Source organism: Rhizobium sp. WYCCWR 11128 (assembly GCF_013416305.1).
Lineage (GTDB): Bacteria > Pseudomonadota > Alphaproteobacteria > Rhizobiales > Rhizobiaceae > Rhizobium > Rhizobium indicum.
Map to the genome: position 1 here is coordinate 192248 of NZ_JACCEZ010000008.1, position 18561 is coordinate 210808.

Genomic DNA, 18561 nt, shown 5'->3' on the forward strand with positions numbered 1-18561 from the left:
TTGAAAACGGTCAGGCGACGAGGGAAAGCCGCTCCTTGGCGAGCAGCTCGATGGAGGCCAGGCGCTCGGCAACCGAAAGCGCCGGCGTGTCGAGCACGAACTCCTTGACCCCATAGCGGCGGTGAAGTTCGTCCAGCTCCTTGCGGATCTGTTCCGCCGTGCCATGCAGCACGCTCGGAACCTTTTCCTCGATGCGGTAATCGGTGACGCCGGCCTGGCGGGCGAATTCGGCCGCCTGCTCCTCGCTGCCGACATTGACGGTTTGGCCGTTCGGCAGGAACACCTTGACGATGCGCAGCTTGCCGACGCGCTCGCGGGCATAGTCCTCGCTTTCGGCGGCGAAGGCTGCGAGCGCCAGGATCGGACGCTTGCCCCCGGACGCCCGCTCATAGGCCTCGAAGGTCCTGCGCAGATTGTCCGGATCGCCGTTCAAATGACCGGCGAAAACAAGTTCCCAGCCCTTCTCTGCAGCGAGCTCGGCGCTTTCGACGCTGGCGCCGAGCAGGAAACGCTCAGGCGCAGTCGGCGGGAAAGGCGTCGCCTGCGCCCCGTCGTAATTCGGGTCGGCGGCGAGATAGATGTTGAGATCGGAAAGCTGGCTCGCGAAATCCGGCTTCCTGGCCGGATCGACGGCAAGCTGCAGGGCGCGCGTCGAGAGCGGAAATCCGCCTGGCGCCTTGCCGACACCGAGATCGACGCGGCCGGGCGCAAGCGATGCCAGAAGATTGAAGGTCTCGGCAACTTTATAGGCGCTGTAGTGCTGCAGCATGACGCCGCCGGAGCCGATGCGGATCCTCGAGGTCCTGGCGAGAAGATAGGCTATCAGCGCCTCCGGCGCGGAGCTCGCCAGATTGGACATATTATGATGCTCGGCGACCCAGAAACGGTGATAACCAAGTTCCTCGGCCCGGGCGGCAATCTTTACCGTCGCCCGCAATGCATCCGCGGCCGTTAGACCCTGTTCGATCGGGCTTTTGTCGAGAAGACTGAGGAGGTAGGTCATGGCACCACGATCCGATCCTTGGTTGCAAAGTTTAGTCTATAAAATCAGTAGACAAACTGCATTATAAGAAATGACATTCTCTTTCGAACACGCTGAGTGAAAAAAACCGGCCGCACCCAAGATGGAAAATCGGATGCCGGGAATGTGCGCCGCCGGCATTGAAAGGCTTCTTTCAATCGACCACTTGATGGTCTATATTCTGGTCGAAAGGGAGTAACCGCATGAAGCTGTCAGAACAGGTCAAGCCGATCAGCTACCTCAAGGCGCATGCGCCGGAGATCATCCGGACGCTGAAGGATAACCCGCAGCCGGTCGTCATTACGCTTCACGGAGAGGCGAAAGCCATCCTTCAGGACGTCGGCCAATATGAAGAAACACAGGAGACACTGGCGCTCCTGAAGGTGCTGGCGCTCACCAACCGGCAAGTCGAGGAGGGCAAACTGCGCCCCGCTGCGGAATCCTTCGCACGCATCCGCAAACGTCTCGCGGACAGCCGATCCTGATGCCATATCGTGTACTTTTCGCTGAGGACGCGGAACGCGACATTGAGGATCTGTATCGCTTCATCGCTAGCCGCGACGGCGCCGAGACGGCAGAGCGCATCCTCACGGAAATCGAGAGTGCCTGCGCCGAGCTTGAAGAATTCCCCGCCCGCGGAAATATTCCGAAGGAGTTGGCGGGTATCGGAATTTCTGAATATCGGGAACTGCACCATAAGCCGTGGCGCATGATCTATCGGATCCTGGGCACGGATGTCGTCGTCTACTGCGTGGTAGACGGACGTCGCGACATGCAGAGTTTTCTGGAGCGAAGGCTTATCCGCGCTTAGCCATACGCTGCCCACACGGAGGTTGAACACTATCCAACCTTCCGCCCGGCCGGGGCGTTTGCCCGCAGAAGCGCCATCAGCATCGGGCCGATCGCGAATTCGCCCTTTTCGCTTCGCCGCGTCAGGCCACGAAGATAGCCACCGGCCGAATTAATGTGGCCGCCGCGCTCCAGGATGCATGCCATCACGGTCGCGGCGTTTTCCGGACCCATCACATTGGCCGCCTCCTCATAGGCCGACGGACTGACGCCCAGCATCGATCGAACGATGACGGCTGCGGCCATCAGATCGCGCCAGTTGCGGATCACGCCACCTGGCCCATAGGCAAGGATTTCCGGGCAGGCCTGCAGAACCAGGCCGAGTGGGAAGGATTTCAGTCCGCCACCATCATTGCGGACCTCCGGCCGTCGAGTTTGCTCTTCCTCACCCCTCCCCTTCTCTGGCGTCACGGCCCCTCGGTCATCGTCTTGCTCAGCTATCGCGCCCTGCTTCGTGTCGAAGCTTGGTTCAAGTTCAGAGATGGATTCGGGATTTGAATTCTGTATGTGACGCTCGATATAATCGGCATTGCCGCGCTGTTCTGCTGATTTAACCCGAATTTCCAGCCGGTTAAGAATATCCGTGCGCAGGGCCGTCAATTCATCCAGCAACAGTTCAAGCTGCGCTGTCGTCGGCGATCGCGGCAGGCCTTCGATCAGGTCCCGGAATTCGCGGTATAGGCCTTGCCAATCCCCAGAGATCTCTTCTTCGACGGCCGCTTCGATCAGTTTTGCAATGTCACGGCGGCAAAGGGTGATGCGTTCACGCAGACGCTGGACATGCAGCCGCTCAGCCATCACCTCGGCCGCGAGCTGTTCGATCTCCTCGGCGCGGGCAAGCAGCGGCGCCAGCGAGAAGCCGAAAGCCTCGTCGACCTCCCCTGCCCTGTCCCTGCGGACGTAACGCTTGCCGTTGGGGCTATCCTTGCGCACCAGAAGACCTGCCTCGACGAGCGCGGCAAGATGGCGCCGGACGGTCTGTTCGGCCATGCCATGCGTTCTGAGCGAAAGCTGGATATTAGACGGGAATACGATCAAGCCGTTTTCCTGGGCCAGCTCATTCTTCGGATAAAAGCTCAAAAGCGCGTTGAGCACGGCAAGCGCCCGATCGCCGATGCCAAGCAGCGGCTTTGCTTCGCACAGCGCGCGAAACAATTTCCACTTATCGACCGACTGATCCGGTTTGATCTCCCCTGCCATGACCTGGTTTGCGAGCATCCCAAGCGTCATCGACCGCCGCCCGAAGGGCGTCGTCACACTTCCGGTTTCCATATCTTCCACCTCAACGAGGCAAAAGAAATCCGCTCACCAAAACGGCGCCAAAAACTCTTGACAGCGATTCTCGGAAGTGCGATTCTCGGAGGTGTTCAAGACTACGAGGAAAGCTTCCGTGACGGTGACGTTCGGGGGCTTTTTTCTTTTGCGCGTTATCTCCTATCCGGATTGTCAGGTGACAACCGGTCTAACTGCCTCATTTTCCCTCATTTTCCCCTTCGAACTCGGCGGCGAGGCCTATCAACCGCTGAGCCAGGAATTCCGAAAACGCCGCCGATTTGACGGTGATGCGAAAGGTTTTGCCGGAGCGGGCCACCAAAGCAAGCGGCGCCCCCCCTTGGGTCCGGAGCGTCTGCTCGGCCCGCTGCGGTGCGCTCTTCTCCTCCAGTGCCTTCCAGATGGCATCGAAGCGGCTGTTGGTCTCCAACGTCTCGAAACCGGCGGCACTGATTGCGGCCCGCGCCTTCTTCTGTCCGCCCGTCTCTCTGAACTTCTCGGCAAACGCCAACCAGCGTGGACGACCGACCTTGGGGGCCGGCCCGATGGCGAGAATGATCTCGGGGTCGATCGTCTGAGCCACCTGCAGGAGCCTTGACGTTTCCGGCTTGTCTGTCGCCAGCGCCTTGGCAATCATGTCGCGGCTGAAGCCATGTTCATCCATGCGGCGTGCAAACAGTGCCCGCTCGATAAAACTCAAGTCGACACGGGGGCCATTTTCCTGACCCTGTGCGAGGATCAGCTCTTCATCCGTGAGCTTTCGAACGACGGCCTTAACAGGAACCCCGATCTCTGCTGCCGCCCGCAGGCGCCTGTGGCCATAGGCGGCCTGGTAGTGCCCGGCCCTTGCCGGGTCCGGTCGCACCAGGATCGGAACCTGCTGTCCGCTTTCCTGGATAGACTGCTTCAATCGCTCGAACTCGGCATCCTTGTCGACCGGGATACGGTCGCGGATGAAGGACATTTCGACGACAGCCGGATCGATCTCCAGCACCTTGTCGCCGGAGGCCAGTGATTCGCGCAGCGCCTTGGCGGCGGCTGCTTCCTCTCCCAGCCGTCCAAGCGACAGGTTCATCGCCTTGACCGCTCCCGATGGCCGATGCGGCTGTTGCACGCTCGGCACTTCCGGCCGTGTTGGCTCGACGGCACCGACCATGCTCTTCAGGATGTCGCGTCCTTTTGGGCTCATGTCCTGCTCCATGCACTGCGAATGAGTTGCTCGACTTCGGCATTGACGCTGTCGACGGATTCCACCCCCCGGTCATAGGTCTGGCGATGCATCGTCTCGCGTCCCGCCTCGTAGATTGTCTGCTTCGACAGGCCAGCATCCGAGACCGCTGTCGACTTGACCATCATCGAGGTCAGCACGCGCTCGCCGAACAGACTGCGCAGGAACGCGACGATCTGCGCCTGCGGTCCATCATTGGACTCATAGCGGGTGATCAGATAGCGCATCCAGTCGTAATCGAGATTGCCGCCTGCCTGCTTGACGACGGCCAGAAGGTCGGAGGTCATCGTCAGGAACTGGTTCATCGACGCCACATCGAGCATCTGCGGATGGACGGTAATGAGGACGGAAGTAGCGGCGCAGAGAGCAGACAATGTCAGGAAGCCGAGAGTCGGCGGGCAATCGATGATGACGACGTCGTAGCTCTGCTCTAGCGAATGCAGCGCATTGCCGACCCGCATGAAGAACATGTCCTTGTCGTCGCGGTTGGTGTCGGCGAGCGCCTTTGGAGTATCGTGCTCGAACTCGTGCAGTTCGAGATTGCCGGGAATGAGATCGAGCCCGGGAAAATAGGTCTGGCGGACGATGTCGGCTACGTCGCGTCGCGTTTCGTCATATTTGATGGCGCCGTAAAGCGTCTCGTTTTCGCCGACGTCGAATTCGGGCTGATATCCGAGCATCGCCGACATCGACGCCTGCGGATCGAGATCGACGGCAAGCACGCGGTAGCCGCGAAGAGCCAGGAACTGCGCTAGGTGGATTGATGTCGTCGTCTTGCCGGAGCCACCCTTGAAATTGGTGACGGCGATCACCTGGAGATGGTCGCCCGGCCGGCGCATCGGCAAATAAGAGGGTTTGGTGCGCCCGAGATGGTGGCGCATCGCATGAATTTCCTCAAGCGAGAACACCCGCCGACCGGCGGCCGTCTTTTCCGGATTGATGCTTTCCACCTGGGCGGCGAGGTGGCGAACATAGCTGTCGGTAACGCCGAGCAGCTTGGCAGTCTCGGTGCTGCTGAACCGCCGTAGCGATTTGCGGGCGTCGGGCGAAAACAACCGCTCGAACAGCACCTGCAATTGGCTGCTGAGCATCGTCGAGTCCTGCGCGATCGTCTCGTCGATCGAGACTCGACTCGCTCTCTTGGCTTTCTCAACAATCGCGGCCTTGGTCGGCATTCACGCAAATCCTGATAAATCGGGTCATTTTGCGCAAATGATCGTGAGTCTGCCGATTCCGTCAAGCGATTTCTTGGTTAGCCAATGGATAACAAACTGGATTCGATGAAAAAATCACGTGGAATTCCGGAATCTTAGCTCAATTGTCAGCTGACAATGGCGGTCGTGTCCGAATCCATCAAGGCCAGTCTTAAAGTATCGCGGCACATTTTCGAGGCGACTCAGCGTCGTTGCCGCTCATCATTTATAAGCGGACGAACGGTACAAGTTTTCGGTTTCCAGCCCACGGACGGGTTCATTGCCGGAAGGCTTGTCATTTGCGTCCTGGGCTTCAGGATCGCGGCGTGACGGAGCAAGGCCGAGCACTTGTTCGAGACGACCAGCATTGAGCGGAGCGCTTATTCCCTTGAAGTTCATGATCCATCTTTCGTCTGCGCATGGCTTGCGTGAAGCGCAGAGATAAGCGCAATTTGAACCCGCAGAGAACGGCCCGGCGGCGTTATCACCATCTTTTCCAACGTGAGGCGGGATAGGGGAGGGGAGGCCTCCGTCTTCCAAGCGCTGCCTCCAAATGCGGCAGCGACGCCAGACATCCCGGTTCGCTTCTGCGCGCAGAGATCAAAGAGGGCCTCGCAGAGACCAGCCCGACACGCGAAAGGCCGCATCCCCGCCGACACCGGCGAACTGGCGCTGTCTCGGATCATGCGTCATCGCCAGAATTGCGAAATGCCGGCTGCGGGTCCTACGACAGGCGAGGCTGCTGCGCGTTATCGGGGGAGGGGACGTCTAACCTGAATTCTCACGCCGATCTAAGTCGGCTGAATGCGGGGGCAGCTGACGTTAAGGGGTTGGGGGTTCGTTTGTCCGGAGATCCGATTAATGGCTAGGCCAGGCCTATGACACCAGTCAAATCGCATCCCGGCGGTTGAGCGCGAATAGGATTGCCGACATCCCGGGGCGTCATCAACCGAGGAGATCACAACAGGGCATGCTAGGCGAATCAGGTCTCCGCGGGTATGATCGACGTGCTGGTCAGGATCGTGCGTTGGTATCGCAGACGTGTTGCCGCTAGCCCGATCGGCCAGATCTCACTCCATGTTCCGCAGAGCGGCAAACCCTCCTAGCGGAACTTATTGGGGAGTTCGCTTCCGTCTACGGAATTCCTTCTTGTTTACCTGCTATTTACCATAATGCTCCTCGGCGCTGGCCGAGCCCGCATCGTGGTCGATAGCGCCATGTCAGCCGGCACCGCGCGGGGCAGGATTCTATCTAGCCTTCGTTGCCTCGCGATTCGTAAAATGCGCATTGCCCAACCCCGTGCCGATGGTCAGCACTGCCCATCTCGACACGTCGTTCATAAAAGGGATCTGCGACAATCCCTGCACGACGGCGTCGTTGTGCATCATCACGAATGTGCTGTCGTCACCGATCTCCGGAATGGCCTTCATCAGTGCGGCGGGAAGGTTGAAGCTGTCGCTCTCCCAGTTTCCGCCCGGCAGGTTCTGTCCGCCGCGTTCGATGGAGCCATCGGCTTTGATGATGCCGGGGCATGCGATCCCGATGATGGGTGCCGGCTTGAGATTGGCCTTCTCGGCCTTGCCGATCAGATCCCGCAACATCGCGGCCAACTTCTCGATGGTCGCAGTCCGGCTTGGCTCATCGTCGGCATGACGCCAAATGGCGGATTCCCAGACGCTTGCATCCGCAAAATTCGGCACATCGTCCTTTCCGAATTGAACGACGCCGGCGCGAACGTTCGTGCCGCCGATATCGACGGCCAGGATCGCCTCGTGACCTTTGAACATCCAGCGCGGCATCAGGTGGACCGCGCCGATCAGCCCGGCCTCATCGGGGTGGTGAACGATCGGCACGACTTCGACGTCGACGCCGGCCGCTTTGAGAATGACCATGGTCCTGGCGATCGCCAATTCGCCAAAGTGGCTCCGACGGAAGCCGCCGCCAACGACGATACGTTCTGTCTTTCCCCAGCGTTTGTCCTTCAGAAACTTTCCGATCACATCGGCAAAGTCTTGCGCAAAATCCTCGACTGCCCCCATGACCAACGCCGCCGCCTCCAAATCATCGCCCTTCAAAATAGCATCGATTTTTTTCTTGGAGAGTTTCTCCGTCGCGGTCTTGCCGATTGGGTCGTCTCCGACCTTGCGGATGCGTTTTCTCCAATCGTCGAGCTTCTGTTGGAACGTCTTTTTGTTTGCGTTGTCGCCAACGAAACCATCCTTGTCACGCAGTTCGTTGTTGTAGTCGTCGATCGTCACCAATGGCAGGTTTAGAGCGCCATGTGCCAGCGGGGCATTGACCTCATCACGGGGATCGGAACTGCTTTTGGCCATCAATGTACCTTCTACGGCGCGAGTGCTCGAACGGGCGGCGAGATACAACGCGGACTAGCCTCTGGATGTTCCGGAGTCTGAAAAGCCACCTTGTCCTTGTCGGCCGGCGACCTAGGTTCCATGGTTGCAGAGTTTGGAGAATGCCGTGCAGGACGACGACGCTACTCAGGAAATGCTTTCACTGGTCTTGGAAGAGCCGGATCACTGGGCGATGTTTCTCGATATCGACGGGACGCTGCTCAATCTTGCGCCCACGCCGGATGCGATCGAGGTCCCAGAGGCGCTTCCCGGACAACTTCATCGCCTGTCGAACAAGCTCGGCGGTGCCCTGGCGCTGGTCACAGGACGATCACTTGCCTATGCAGACGAGCTGTTCAAGCCCTTTGCATTTCCGACAGCAGGCCTGCACGGCGCGGAAATCAGGAACGCCGCTGGAATGCAGACGATCGAGGCGACACCTGAATTTCAGGCGCTGAAGCATGCGCTAACCGCGGAAGCCGAGCACTATCCTGGAGTCTTGATCGAGGATAAAGGTGCGGCCGTTGCCGCCCATTACCGGCTCGCGCCCGAGTATGAAAAGGTGCTCGAAGACCGCATGCACTACTATGCGGAGCTCGCCGGGCCGAACTGGGCATTGCAGCTTGGCAAGATGGTATTCGAACTGCGTCCGGCGCGGTCGAGCAAGGGCGATGCGCTGGAGCGGTTTTTCCAGTCCGACCCGTTCAAGAACCGCTCCCCGATTACCATCGGCGATGATCTGACCGACGAGTCGATGTTTGCGGTCGCCAATGCCCGCGGCGGCGTTTCCGTCCGTGTCGGTGCGATCGGCTCCCCGAGCTGCGCCACGAGCCGGCTGTCCTCCTCTGCGCTGGTTAGAAACGTCATTGCCGCCTTGGCCGCCTGAGGAACGCTCTTGAACGATGTGCAATGCGGATTGCTGTCGTCTTTACGCCGGCTGCGCAGCGTCAATTGTCAAAAAAGTATCGGTTTTAGCCGGGAATCGTGGTGGCGGGCGTGACAAGAGCCCACTACACTCCCTTCAACAATAAAGCCAAAAAGGGAATTTGGCTGGCGGGCCTGGAACCGTCCTCGGAGGAGGAGACAATGGAACCTGACTTGGAAGTCATTCAGATCAGGCCGGGCGAATCTTTCGCGACGAAGGCGCACGGTTATCCATACCATACGGTTCGCTGGCATTTTCACCCGGAATACGAACTTCATCTCGTCGTGGCGACGACAGGACGGTATTTCGTCGGCGACTTCATCGGCGAATTCGAGCCTGGTAATCTCGTTCTTGCTGGTCCCAATCTTCCCCACAACTGGATCAGCGATGTCCCGAAGGGCTCAAGCATTCCGCTTCGATGCCAGCTCATCCAGTTCAGCGAGGGCTTCATCAGCGATACGATGAAGGTGCTGGCCGAACTCGGCCCCTTCGAACCTGTTCTCGAAGCCTCCCGCCGCGGTGTGCTCTTCGGCGCCGATACCAGCCGGCAGGTTGCTCCTTTGATGAATGAGGTGCAGCAGGCCCACGGTGTGCGCCGCATCGAGCTCTTCATGATGATCATCGGCCTGCTCAGTCGGGCGCACGATGCCCAGCTCCTTGCCAGTCCGAGCTATCTGCCCGATCCGTCGGGCTACATGTCGGCCGGCATCAACAAGGCGCTCGCCTATATCAGAGAGAACCTGACAAAATCCTTCGACGAAGCCGATCTCGCGGCGATCGCCGAACAGTCGACCGGCGCCTTTTCGCGCGCATTCCGCCGTCATACCGGCATGTCGCTGGTACAGTATGTGAAACGCCTGCGCATCAATCTCGCCTGCCAGATCCTGATGAGCGATGAGCACGCATCGATCATCGATATCTGCTTCGAGGTCGGCTTCAACAATCTGTCCAACTTCAACCGGCAGTTTCTCGCGGAAAAAGGCATGACGCCTTCCCGTTTCCGACGGTTGTTGGGTGACAATATCAACGTGGCAAAGGCGGCCTAGAGGAGCCGAACGAGCACGATCCAAGGGACGAGGGAGGACAAGGAGGAGGAACAAAAACTGACACTGACTTGAACGCGGGCACGCGATGAGCGGCTCGCGATCGGAGATGCTTGTCCTCAAAAACGCCAAACCGTCGGGACAAGCGCGACCGTTCCTTCAGCCGAACGGCCACAGCAGAACAGTGCAATCACGAATCTACACAATTTTTTCAATGGGAGGAGATGGAAATGATGAAATTCTCAACAAAGGCGGTAGGCGCCGCGGTATTTGTCCTGTCCTTGCTGGGCGGTACTTCCGCCTTTGCGCAAACGGCCGTTGCGGATGCGACAGTGGCATTCCTCATGCCCGACCAGGGCTCGACCCGCTACGAAGAGCACGACCATCCGGGCTTTGTCGCGGAAATGAAGAAGCTTTGCGCGTCGTGCAAGGTTCTCTATCAGAACGCCGATGCCGATATCGCCAAACAGCAGCAACAGTTTAATTCGGCGATCACGCAAGGCGCCAAGGTCATCGTGCTGGACCCGGTGGATTCGGCGGCCGCCGCATCGCTCGTCCAGCTTGCACAGAGCCAGGGTGTCAAGGTCATTGCCTATGACCGTCCTATCCCGAAGGGCAAGGCCGATTTCTATGTCTCCTTCGACAACAAGGCGATCGGCAAGGCGATTGCGGAATCGCTTGTCCAGCATCTGAAGGCGCAGAAGGTGCCGACCGATGGCGGCGGCATTCTGCAGATCAACGGTTCACCGACCGATGCGGCTGCCGGGCTGATCAAGGACGGCATTCACGAGGGTCTGGCGAACGGCGGATACAAGACGCTTGCCGAATTCGACACACCGAACTGGCAGCCCGCGAACGCCCAGCAATGGGCGGGCGGCCAGATCACCCGCTTCGGCAAGCAGATCGTCGGCGTGGTCGCTGCCAATGACGGCACTGGCGGCGGCGCCATTGCAGCCTTCAAGGCTGCTGGTGTCGATCCCGTGCCACCAGTGACCGGCAATGATGCGACGATCGCTGCGCTGCAGCTAATCATATCAGGGGATCAGTACAATACGATCTCCAAGCCGAGCGAAATCGTCGCCGCTGCCGCTGCCAACGTCGCCGTGAAGCTCCTGGCCGGAGAAACGATCAAGGCCGAAATGACGCTCTACGACACGCCCGCACAGCTCTTCGTACCGGCTGTCGTTACCGCCGAAAACCTCAAGGCCGAGATCATCGACAAGAAGATCAACACCGCCGAGGAGCTGTGCACCGGCCGCTATGCCGACGGCTGCAAGAAGCTCGGCATCACCAAGTAATCGAGCCAAGGGAAAGTGCGGCCGGGCCACCGGTCGCGCTTCCGATTTTCGCTTTTTCGAAAGGCCAGGCAATGTCTGAAACCTCTCATACTCCTGACCCTTCCCGTCAGCCTGTCCTCAGTCTGCGTGGAATATCGAAGAACTTCGGAGCAGTGTCGGCGCTCACCGATATCGAACTCGATGTGTATGCCGGCGAGGTCGTGGCGCTCGTGGGCGATAACGGCGCCGGCAAATCGACGCTGGTCAAGATCCTGGCCGGCGTGCACCAGCCAAGCTCGGGCACGATCATCTTCGAGGACAAGCCGGTCAACTTGTCGAGCCCAAGTGCTGCGCTCGACCTCGGCATCGCAACCGTCTTCCAGGATTTGGCGCTTTGCGAAAATCTTGACGTCGTCGCCAATATCTTTCTCGGCAAGGAGCTCAATCCCTATCAGCTGGATGAGGTTGCAATGGAGATCGCCGCCTGGAAGCTCTTGAACGAGCTTTCGGCCCGCATTCCGAGCGTGCGCGAACCCGTCGCCTCACTCTCCGGCGGACAGCGCCAGACGGTAGCGATCGCCCGATCGCTGCTGCTCCAGCCGAAACTGATCATGCTCGACGAACCCACAGCAGCGCTCGGCGTCGCCCAGACCGCCGAGGTGCTAGACCTCATCGAGCGCGTGCGGGAACGCGGCCTCGCGGTCATCATGATCAGCCACAATATGGAGGATGTTCGGGCCGTCGCCGATCGTATTGTCGTCCTTCGGCTCGGCCGCAACAACGGCACCATGCTGCCCGACGCATCCAACGAACAGCTCGTCAGCGCCATCACCGGCGCATCCAACAATTCCGTCTCCCGCCGCGCGATGCGCCGCAAGGCGCAAAGCCAACAAAACGAGGAGGGCAGGCCATGATGAAGACCATCCAGAATGAACCGGCAGCACCTGCGCTCCTCGACCGACGTGACGAAAGAGTACACCATGACGATAGCCTTGCCGGCTCGATCCGCGCCTTTGGGGATCGCATCCGCTCCGGCGATCTCGGTTCACTGCCGGTCATTGTCGGCCTGGCGATCATCTGGACGGTGTTCCAGGCGCTCAATCCGGTGTTTCTCTCGAGCAGCAACCTCGTCAACATGCTGTTCGACTGCTCGACGGTCGGCGTCATCTCGCTGGGTATCGTCTGCATCCTGATGGTGGGTGAAATCGACCTTTCCGTCGGCTCCGTCAGCGGCTTCGCCTCGGCGCTGGTCGGCGTCTTCTGGGTCAACCAGGGCTGGCCGGTGGTTCTCGCGATCCTCGCCGCGATGATTGCCGGCGCCCTGATCGGCTCGCTCTACGCATTTCTCTTCAACCGCTTCGGCATGCCGAGCTTCGTGTCGACGCTGTCGGGGTTGCTCGCGGTTCTCGGCCTGCAGCTCTATATCCTCGGAGCGACCGGTTCGATCAATCTTCCCTATGGTTCCTGGCTCGTGAGTTTCGGCCAGATCATGGTCATGCCGGACCCGGTCGCCTATCTGCTGGTGGCGCTCGCCGGCATTGCCTTTTTCTTCGCCAGCTACCGCACCTCGGCGCGCCGGCGGGCGGCAGGCCTGTCGGCGAAATCGGCCCGTGGGCTGCTTCTGCGCGCCGTCATCATCACACTCGCCCTGGAGGCTGTCGCGTTCTATCTCAACCAGTCGCGCGGCATTCCGTGGATGTTCGGCCTTTTCGTCGGGCTCACCGCCGCCATGAATTATGCGCTGACGCGCACCAAATGGGGACGCTCCATGCATGCCGTCGGCGGCAACAGGGAAGCAGCGCGCCGCTCGGGCATCAACGTCTCGCGCATCTATACGAGCGCCTTCGTCATGTGCGCTCTGCTTGCGGCAACCGGCGGCGTTCTCTCCGCCGCACGGCTGGCGACGGCAAGTCAGCAGGCCGGCACGGGCGACGTCAATCTCAACGCCATCGCCGCAGCAGTCATCGGCGGCACGAGCCTGTTCGGCGGGCGCGGCAGCGCCTATTCAGCCCTTCTCGGCATCATCGTCATCCAGTCGATCGCCAGCGGGCTGACGCTTCTCGATCTGTCGTCATCGCTTCGATACATGATCACCGGCGCTGTCCTTGCCGTCGCCGTCATCGTCGACTCGCTGGCACGCCGATCGCGAATCTCGCACGGCCGGGCCTAAAGCAACCAGAAAGCAGAGGAAGAAAATGGGACAGGATCTGTCTGGAAAAGTCGCGGCCGTCACCGGAGCGGCGTCGGGTATCGGCCTTGAATGCGCCAAGACCATGCTTGCCGCGGGCGCTCGGGTCGTGCTGGTCGACCGAAATGAAGACGCCTTGAAGGAAATCTGCTCGAAACTCGACGCCAACGCCATTCCCTTGGTCATCGATCTCACCGATCCGAAAAGCGTCGAACGGATGATGCCTGAGATTCTGGAAAAAGCCGGCCAGCTGGACATCTTCCACGCCAATGCCGGCTCTTATATCGGCGGCGAGGTGCTGGGCGGCGACCCGGATGCCTGGGACCGGATGCTCAACCTGAACGTCAATGCCGCCTTCCGCTCGGTGCATGCCGTTCTGCCGCATATGGTCGAGCGCAAGACCGGGGACATCATCCTAACGAGTTCCGTTGCCGGCATGATCCCCGTCGTCTGGGAACCGATCTACACGGCCTCGAAACATGCCGTCCAGGCATTCGTCCATACACTGAGGCGGCAGGTGGCCAAGCATGGCTTGCGCGTCGGCGCCGTCGCCCCAGGCCCAGTCGTCACCGCCCTTCTCAGCGACTGGCCGCAGGAGAAGCTGGATGAGGCGCTCGCCGCGGGCGGCCTGATGGAGGCGAACGAAGTGGCCGAAGCCGTGCTTTTCATGCTGACGCGCCCACGCAACATTACGATCCGCGATCTCGTTATCCTGCCGCAGAGCGCCGACATCTGACGCAAGTGCGATCGCCTTCAACAACCGCCGAGAGGAAACGGACATGATCTTCGACAGATTTCGCCTGAACGGACAGGTGGCGCTGATCACCGGCGGCACGCGCGGCATCGGGCTTGCGATCGCCGAGGCGCTCGGCGAGGCGGGCGCCAAGATCATCATCACCGGACGAACCCGTAATTCAGCGGCGGAAGACCGGCTCTCCAAAGCCGGCGTCGATTGCGATTTCATCGCTGCCGACTTGATGAAGGAAATTGCTGCCGACGAACTCGTCACTGAGACCCTCTCACGGGCGGGGCGGCTCGACATCCTCGTCAACAATGCCGGCATCGCCATTCATGGCGACAGCGGCGAGTTCTCCGATGCCATCTGGCGGGAGATCATGACCGTCAATGTCGACACCGTCTTCCGCACTTGCCGCGCCGCACTCGCACCGATGCGGCGCCAGGGCGGCGGCGTCATCCTCAATATCGGCTCGATCTCGGGCATCGTTTCTAATATTCCGCAGAACCAGGTCGCCTATAACACCTCCAAGGCGGCGGTCCATATGATGACGAAGAGCCTCGCCAGCGAGGTCGCCGCCGAGAATATCCGCGTCAACGCCATCGCGCCGGGCTATATCGAAACCGATCTGTCGCGCGGCGGCATCGACAACCCCGACTGGTTCCCGACCTGGCGCAGCATGACCCCGATGGGACGCGTCGGGCAGCCGGAGGAGGTGGCGGGTGCTGCCCTGTTCCTCTGCTCGGCGGCGGCAAGTTATGTCACCGGCGAAGTGCTGGTTATCGACGGCGGTTATACGACGCGGTGAGACGCGAATACGAGATTGGGGGAGGGTGGCTCGCAGCCGCTTGGTCGGGGGAGGGAATTTCTCTCCCTCCTGCGTATATAATCGTGGAGTGGGCCTCGAAGACAAATTGCGGCCCCTCAGCCAGTTCCGCCGCACATCGCATCTGTGCGATCTCAGCCGGATAAGATTTGCACGGGCATGGTGATTTCGAACTCGGTGCCTGCGCCGGTCGTCTGCAGCAGGCGGATCGTACCGCCATGGGAGCTCAGCATGGCGCGGACGATACCGAGGCCCATGCCGGTGCCGCCCTGTTCGCGGCGGGTTGAGAAGAACGGCTGAAAGATGCGTTGGCGATTTGCCTCGGAGATACCGCTGCCGTCGTCACGGATAAGAATGACGGCTGTTCGGCCATCGGCCGATACTCTGAGTTCCAACAGCGTGGCGCCGTGCTGAAGAGCGTTTTCGGCAAGGTTGGCAAAGGCGATGCCGGCTGCTTCCTGGGGAAGAGCAACCGAAATTTCCGTATCGCCTGCGCCGGAAATATGGAGGGCGGGAAACTGCCCGCGCAGTGAGGATAAGATGTCGGTGACGCTGCTTCTGCCCTCGGCCACGGGCGTTTCCGCCTGCGCAAGCTCTCTCAACCGCTGCAACAATGCGTCGAGCCGGACTGCATCGGCGACGATGTTGTCGAGAAAGTGCAAACGCTGCGCCTTCGTCATCGGCCTTTCGGCATCATCGTCACGCAGAAGCTCCGCCGCCCCGCGGATCGCCGTCAGCGGCGATTTCAGTTCGTGGGAGACATGAGCGGCAAAGGAACGGACATATTCGGTGCGATCGACCAGTTTTCCGGCAAGATCGAGGAAGCTTTGCGACAGCAAAGCGATCTCGTACGTTCCATAGCTTTCCAGCGGCCGGATTGCTCCCTTGCCGCCGCGGGCGATCTCCTCCGTCCGGGCGATCAAAGCGTCGATAGGCCCGGTGATGGTGCGCGTCAGCACATAAGCAACGCCGAGCGTCAGCAGGAAGGCGACCGCGAGGGCGCCGATCTCCGCCGGTGCCATCCGGTTCGAACTCGCCTCCACGGCACGAAACCAGATGACGATCAGGATCGGCAGCGCCATGACCGCGAGAAGCACCACATAGACGATCAGCGCCAGCGTCGGCCGCCATTTCATCCTGACTTTCGGTGCCGGCATCAGCCCTTCCTCCCGCTTTCGATGCCGAGTTTGAAGCCGATCCCGTGAACGGTTGCAATGATCGCGGAACCGCCGGCCACCAGGAATTTGGCCCTAATGTTGCGGATATGGCTGTCGATCGTCCGGTCAGCGACATAGGTTCCGGCGCCATAGGCCGCCTCCATCAGCTGTTCGCGGCTGAAGACCATATCGGGGCGTGACAACAATGCGTCCAGGATTGCGAATTCGAGCGCTGTCATTGCGATGGTGCTCTCGCCAAACATGACCGTCCTACCACGCCGATCCAGGCTGAGTTCACCGGCGACAAGGGTGGCGTGGCGTCCAGGCCCCACTTCATTGCAGCTGCGCTTCAAAATCGCCTTGACCCTAGCCACGAGTTCGCGCGGGCTGAATGGTTTTGTGACATAATCGTCTCCGCCGATTTCGAGACCCAGCACCCTGTCGATCTCCTCGTCGCGCGCGGAAAGAAATAGGATCGGCAATCCCGAAGTCTTGCGGATCTGGCGGCAGACTTCCAGACCGTCCATATCGGGCATGCCGATATCGAGAATGATGAGATCGACGTTGCCACGGCGGAAGACGGCCATCGCCTCGACGCCGTTGCGGGCTGCCGTCGATGTGAGGCTGGCGCGCTCGAGGGCAAAGCAGATCACATCGCGGATGTGAGGTTCGTCGTCGACGACGAGAATGCGCGGCGCCATCATCGGTCCTGCGTTGGTTTGTCGTGCCTGTTGTTATCGTTCTCGTTCTATCTTGCAATGGCTGCGGGAGACAGAAGATAGGCCTCCAGTCGCGAAGAACGAAAACTCCAGCTCCGCCAGTCGCGCGGGCGATGCTCGAATTTCCAGAGGAGCGAGCCCCGGATGAGCTGGGCTTCGCTGATCTTGTCGGCCCTATATTCCGGCAGCGCGCGGATATGGAGATCGAGGGCCGGAATGGCGGAAGGGCCAAGCGTGGAGAGATAATAGATATCGAGCGGCGGGCCTTCGTGGCTGATCTCCTGACTGTGGGCGACGTTGAAGCGGGCGATGACATCAGGGAAATCGATGAAGGCGCTGATGTAGAGCACCGCAATCAGGGAAGCGAGGTTCGCGGCGATCAGCCACTCGTTGGATCGGTCGAGCAGAATGCGCAGCAGGATCAAGACAAGGCCGATAGCGACGAGGCCCATCCAGAGACCGGCGGCGACGCGCAGTTCCGTCAGCGAATAGGCCTCGACGTAAAGCCCGAGCCGCAGCATCGAGGACAGGCAGAGAAGGACATTCTGGACGATCCAGGCATGGACGAGGCCGCGGATCAGCGAACTTTGATCGCCGGGGCCGCCGCGCCGCATGGCGAGAAGAACGAAACCGGCGGCCAGAAGCGCCGTCGCAATCAGCGGATAGGCGCCGCGATGAGCATATTCGGCGTGGCTCATGTGATCGGGCAGATCTGCGCCGCCCCAGAGATAGACGAGATCGAGAAGCGTCTGCACCGCAAAGACCGCGTTGAAGAGGAGCAGCGACCGCAGCAGCGAGGCCTGGCCGAACGGTGCATTTCTGGTCGGCACGATGACGAACGCCCTGCTGGCTTGCGACCTCGCAGCGCGCCGCTTCAGGCGCGGCCGCAACATCGCCCAGACCACAGTAGCGATCATCATCCAGAAGCCGATCCGCCAAAGGTCGAGAAACTGCAGCAGAACGGCAAAACGGATACTGCGCAGCGCGATCTCGATCAGCGGGTTCGCAGCCGCAAAAAGGAACACGAAGATTGCGGCGAGAACGAGAGGCATGATCCAGAGACCGACGCCCTGCCAAACGACAGTGAAGGAGAAACGTTTGGCCGGCGTCTTAAGATATTTCCTAATATCGTCGGCAAGCCGCAAGGGAATGACAAGAGTGAAACGGAGAAACACCAGCGGCAGACCGATCAGACTGCGAGGCATAAGCCTGCCGCCGACGAGAGCAACCACTATCAGCGCGCTGAAGCAAAGGGCGATGCCGGTGAATGAGGGCGCTTCCAGCAGAGGTGCCGAGGCCAGAACCGAAAAACCAAACAGGAGAGCAGCCATTGACGGCGCTCGGATCTTCCCGGCCGAAAGTAGAATGCCGGTGCAGACGGCGAGTGCAAACAGGAAAAGATTTATCCCGGGCATCTCACCAAAGATCAGAAAATCAGACAGCGCCACCAGTGCAAACAGCGCGGTAATCCGGCCACTGCCACGCCTGATCGGCATTGCTTCTGTCAGCGTGTCGGTTGTGTCCATTGGTGCTCCTCTCGTAGATGCCGCTTTTCGATCACGATGAGCATGGTTGCTGGGGTCTCCTCGGAGGCGGTCCCTCGAGGCCAGCTCGCCTCCGTCAGCCACCATCCGTCATTGCGGAGGCGATCCGGCAAAGCCGGACGGCGTGGCGCGAGGGGGATGTCGTTCTTGCTCATGGCGGAAGAATGCCGCGCCGGATTGCAGATTTTGTGCAGAGAGTGAGCAGCAATTCAGGAAAATCACCCGGACCTAT

The 18561-nt window shown here is 60.2% G+C and carries 18 protein-coding genes; 9 read left to right on the plus strand and 9 right to left on the minus strand.

The features are described from left to right. Positions 1 to 10 precede the first annotated feature (10 nt). A complete protein-coding gene (locus HX898_RS23590) occupies positions 11 to 1003 on the minus strand; it encodes an LLM class flavin-dependent oxidoreductase (protein ID WP_180195911.1) in 993 nt (330 codons plus the stop codon). 221 nt (positions 1004 to 1224) lie between these two features. Between HX898_RS23590 and HX898_RS23595 the strand changes: the two genes are divergently transcribed. Both HX898_RS23595 and HX898_RS23600 read left to right on the plus strand, forming a co-directional pair. Beyond that, the gene (locus HX898_RS23595) at positions 1225 to 1506 is read left to right on the plus strand and encodes a type II toxin-antitoxin system Phd/YefM family antitoxin (protein WP_027667297.1); all 282 of its coding nucleotides are present in this window, start codon (positions 1225 to 1227) and stop codon (positions 1504 to 1506) included. Further along, positions 1506 to 1832: a type II toxin-antitoxin system RelE/ParE family toxin gene (locus HX898_RS23600; RefSeq protein ID WP_027682968.1), complete on the plus strand. Its 327-nt coding sequence runs from the start codon at positions 1506 to 1508 to the stop codon at positions 1830 to 1832. The genes HX898_RS23595 and HX898_RS23600 overlap by 1 nt, the downstream gene beginning before the upstream one ends. A gap of 29 nt (positions 1833 to 1861) precedes the next feature. Here HX898_RS23600 and repC read toward each other — a convergent pair whose 3' ends face one another. From repC to HX898_RS23625, 5 genes are all read right to left on the minus strand, one after another. Beyond that, complete coding sequence (gene repC / locus HX898_RS23605; RefSeq protein ID WP_180195912.1) at positions 1862 to 3142, minus strand: plasmid replication protein RepC; 1281 nt, start codon at positions 3140 to 3142, stop codon at positions 1862 to 1864. 199 nt (positions 3143 to 3341) lie between these two features. After that, positions 3342 to 4331: a plasmid partitioning protein RepB gene (gene repB / locus HX898_RS23610; RefSeq protein WP_180195913.1), complete on the minus strand. Its 990-nt coding sequence runs from the start codon at positions 4329 to 4331 to the stop codon at positions 3342 to 3344. After that, positions 4328 to 5545 (minus strand): plasmid partitioning protein RepA, encoded by a 1218-nt coding sequence (repA, locus tag HX898_RS23615; RefSeq protein WP_064250087.1) that lies wholly within the window; start codon positions 5543 to 5545, stop codon positions 4328 to 4330. The genes repB and repA overlap by 4 nt, the downstream gene beginning before the upstream one ends. A 240-nt stretch (positions 5546 to 5785) precedes the next feature. Next, a complete protein-coding gene (locus HX898_RS23620; RefSeq protein ID WP_180195914.1) occupies positions 5786 to 5962 on the minus strand; it encodes a hypothetical protein in 177 nt (58 codons plus the stop codon). An 848-nt stretch (positions 5963 to 6810) separates the two neighbouring features. Next, positions 6811 to 7896 (minus strand): ROK family protein, encoded by a 1086-nt coding sequence (locus HX898_RS23625; RefSeq protein WP_138334733.1) that lies wholly within the window; start codon positions 7894 to 7896, stop codon positions 6811 to 6813. Between the two features lie 124 nt (positions 7897 to 8020). Between HX898_RS23625 and otsB the strand changes: the two genes are divergently transcribed. The 7 genes from otsB (at position 8021) to HX898_RS23660 (ending at position 14891) form a co-directional block, all read left to right on the plus strand. Then, entirely contained in the window at positions 8021 to 8800 is a 780-nt protein-coding gene (gene otsB / locus HX898_RS23630) for a trehalose-phosphatase (RefSeq protein ID WP_171600003.1), read from the plus strand. Positions 8801 to 9000: 200 nt separating this feature from the next. Next, on the plus strand, positions 9001 to 9885 hold the full coding sequence (locus HX898_RS23635; RefSeq protein ID WP_138334554.1) for an AraC family transcriptional regulator: 885 nt from the start codon (positions 9001 to 9003) through the stop codon (positions 9883 to 9885). A 221-nt stretch (positions 9886 to 10106) separates the two neighbouring features. After that, on the plus strand, positions 10107 to 11180 hold the full coding sequence (locus tag HX898_RS23640) for a sugar ABC transporter substrate-binding protein (protein WP_180195915.1): 1074 nt from the start codon (positions 10107 to 10109) through the stop codon (positions 11178 to 11180). Positions 11181 to 11251: 71 nt separating this feature from the next. Next, positions 11252 to 12073: an ATP-binding cassette domain-containing protein gene (locus HX898_RS23645; RefSeq protein WP_164048978.1), complete on the plus strand. Its 822-nt coding sequence runs from the start codon at positions 11252 to 11254 to the stop codon at positions 12071 to 12073. After that, positions 12070 to 13329 (plus strand): sugar ABC transporter permease, encoded by a 1260-nt coding sequence (locus HX898_RS23650; protein WP_180195916.1) that lies wholly within the window; start codon positions 12070 to 12072, stop codon positions 13327 to 13329. Before HX898_RS23645 ends, HX898_RS23650 begins: the two co-directional genes overlap by 4 nt. Before the next feature lie 25 nt (positions 13330 to 13354). Continuing rightward, on the plus strand, positions 13355 to 14083 hold the full coding sequence (locus tag HX898_RS23655) for an SDR family oxidoreductase (protein WP_173883714.1): 729 nt from the start codon (positions 13355 to 13357) through the stop codon (positions 14081 to 14083). 43 nt (positions 14084 to 14126) lie between these two features. Then, the gene (locus HX898_RS23660; protein WP_180195917.1) at positions 14127 to 14891 is read left to right on the plus strand and encodes an SDR family NAD(P)-dependent oxidoreductase; all 765 of its coding nucleotides are present in this window, start codon (positions 14127 to 14129) and stop codon (positions 14889 to 14891) included. Positions 14892 to 15043: 152 nt separating this feature from the next. On the opposite strand, the gene HX898_RS23665 is transcribed toward HX898_RS23660, so the two are convergent. From HX898_RS23665 to HX898_RS23675, 3 genes are read right to left on the minus strand one after another with little or no spacing between them, the layout of a single operon-like run. After that, positions 15044 to 16066, minus strand: coding sequence for a HAMP domain-containing sensor histidine kinase (locus HX898_RS23665; RefSeq protein WP_180195918.1), 1023 nt, complete (start codon positions 16064 to 16066; stop codon positions 15044 to 15046). Further along, positions 16066 to 16767: a response regulator transcription factor gene (locus HX898_RS23670; protein WP_180195961.1), complete on the minus strand. Its 702-nt coding sequence runs from the start codon at positions 16765 to 16767 to the stop codon at positions 16066 to 16068. Before HX898_RS23670 ends, HX898_RS23665 begins: the two co-directional genes overlap by 1 nt. Before the next feature lie 47 nt (positions 16768 to 16814). After that, positions 16815 to 18311 (minus strand): DUF4173 domain-containing protein, encoded by a 1497-nt coding sequence (locus HX898_RS23675; protein WP_180195919.1) that lies wholly within the window; start codon positions 18309 to 18311, stop codon positions 16815 to 16817. Between the last annotated feature and the right edge of the window lie 250 nt (positions 18312 to 18561).